Origin of the sequence: Alkalilimnicola sp. S0819 (assembly GCF_009295635.1) — a bacterium.
Taxonomy (GTDB): Bacteria; Pseudomonadota; Gammaproteobacteria; order Nitrococcales; family WHIW01; genus S0819.
In genome coordinates this window covers 1-1464 of the sequence record NZ_WHIW01000037.1, presented here as the reverse complement: position 1 = coordinate 1464, position 1464 = coordinate 1, and the positions used below count along the sequence as shown (strand labels likewise).

Here is a 1464-nt window from a genome sequence, read left to right as displayed (position 1 = left end):
AGCTCAGCGGGCTCTCCTTGCTTCGCCATGAAAACAGCCATCAACAGCCAGCCATCGGTCCAAGTCCACTGGTGCATCGGGGCGTTCGTTCTCTCCAGCCTAACGGCTAGCGGTAAGCCGCAGGAAAAACGCGCAGCGTTTTTGCTGTCGGCTTCACCGCTTTGTTAGCGCAAGTTGCTGTTTTGGTTGGCAGTGAGCCTGGCCGGATACCACCGACAGCGCCTGCTTTCTCATCTTGTTCTCTGGAACCTATCGCAGCGCGCCGCGCTTCACCAGCGCTGGTTCCGTTCGCTCCTTTATCCGGGCAGCGCATTCGGGCCGCCAAGGGGTGCTGAGCATTTGCACGGACAGAACCGCGGCCCTCCGTGTTCTTCTTTCTTCAGCAGCGCACCCTCGGAGTAGGGCGCGAGCAGCGCCTACTGGTGGGCCGGCAAAACCCAGGGTGCATCCGCTGTCCCGCGCCTTCACCAGCGCCGGCATCGCCGTTTCAACGGCGGGGCTTTCTGCGGCAGCTGTGATGCCCCATTTCTCGCGCTAACGTTTCGCTTAAGCCGCGCGGCTTTGCCGCGTCGGCTTCAAGCGATGGTTAGCGCGTGCTTATTCGGAAACCGCCTTCTGCAGGGCCTCCTGTGCCCAAGCGTTGAGGCTCTTTCCCTGGGCTTGAGCGGACATCGCTGCCTTGGCATGAAGAGACGGTTCGAGCCTGAGCATGACCTTGCCCGAGTAAGGCCGCTGTGGCTTTTTGTTCAGGCGCTCGCAGGTCTCCACGTAGTCATCAACGGCTTCCTCGAATGCGGCACGGAGTTCACCAACGGATTCCCCGTGGAAACCGACGACGTCCCGGATGCCCGCGATGTGACCAACGAAGCACTCGTCTTCGTCGCTGTACTCGATTCGGGCCAGATACCCTTTGTAGCTCATTGCGTTCATGGCTTAACACCCGCTTGGGTCAAGAACTCCTTGGCATCGCGTACCTGGTAGGGCTTCGCTTCCTTCTGGGGATGGGGCCGGTGGAAGGAGGCGACGACACCGTTCAGTTCAAACCGCACTCGCGAACCCCGTCCTTCAACCAACTGGGCCCCTGCGGCCAGCAGCAACACCTCGATGCGCCGCCATTCCAGGTTGCGGGGTGTTGGCGCGGAGAATATCTCCGCTAGTGTCTTGCGGTGCGATTTGTTCACGCCAAAATGATAGCACTATATGATATCTCAGGGAAGGGCGGAGTGAGCGCTAACGGCTAGCGGTAAGCCGCGGAAAAAACGCGCAGCGTTTTTGCCGTCGGCTTCACCGCCTTGTTAGCGCAGGTTGTTGTTTTAGTTGGCAGTGAGCCTGGCCGGGCACAACCGTAAGCTCCCCCGTCAAGTAGACACCTCCAAACTAGAACCCATGGCGTAGTGGGTAAAATGTTCGAGCGGTGTGCGTTCGCCCAAGGCGTCGTGCGGCCGCTCCTCGTTGTACTCGATC

At 60.0% G+C, this 1464-nt stretch carries 2 protein-coding genes; both read right to left on the bottom strand.

Annotated features, from left to right (window positions below; genetic code table 11):
• Positions 1-597: 597 nt before the first annotated feature.
• Positions 598-930 carry a type II toxin-antitoxin system HicB family antitoxin gene (locus tag GBG68_RS13855; RefSeq protein ID WP_152148377.1) on the bottom strand — a complete coding sequence of 111 codons (333 nt, stop codon included), beginning with the start codon at positions 928-930 and terminating at the stop codon, positions 598-600.
• Positions 927-1181: a type II toxin-antitoxin system HicA family toxin gene (locus GBG68_RS13850; RefSeq protein WP_152148375.1), complete on the bottom strand. Its 255-nt coding sequence runs from the start codon at positions 1179-1181 to the stop codon at positions 927-929. Before GBG68_RS13850 ends, GBG68_RS13855 begins: the two co-directional genes overlap by 4 nt.
• Positions 1182-1464: the final 283 nt, after the last annotated feature.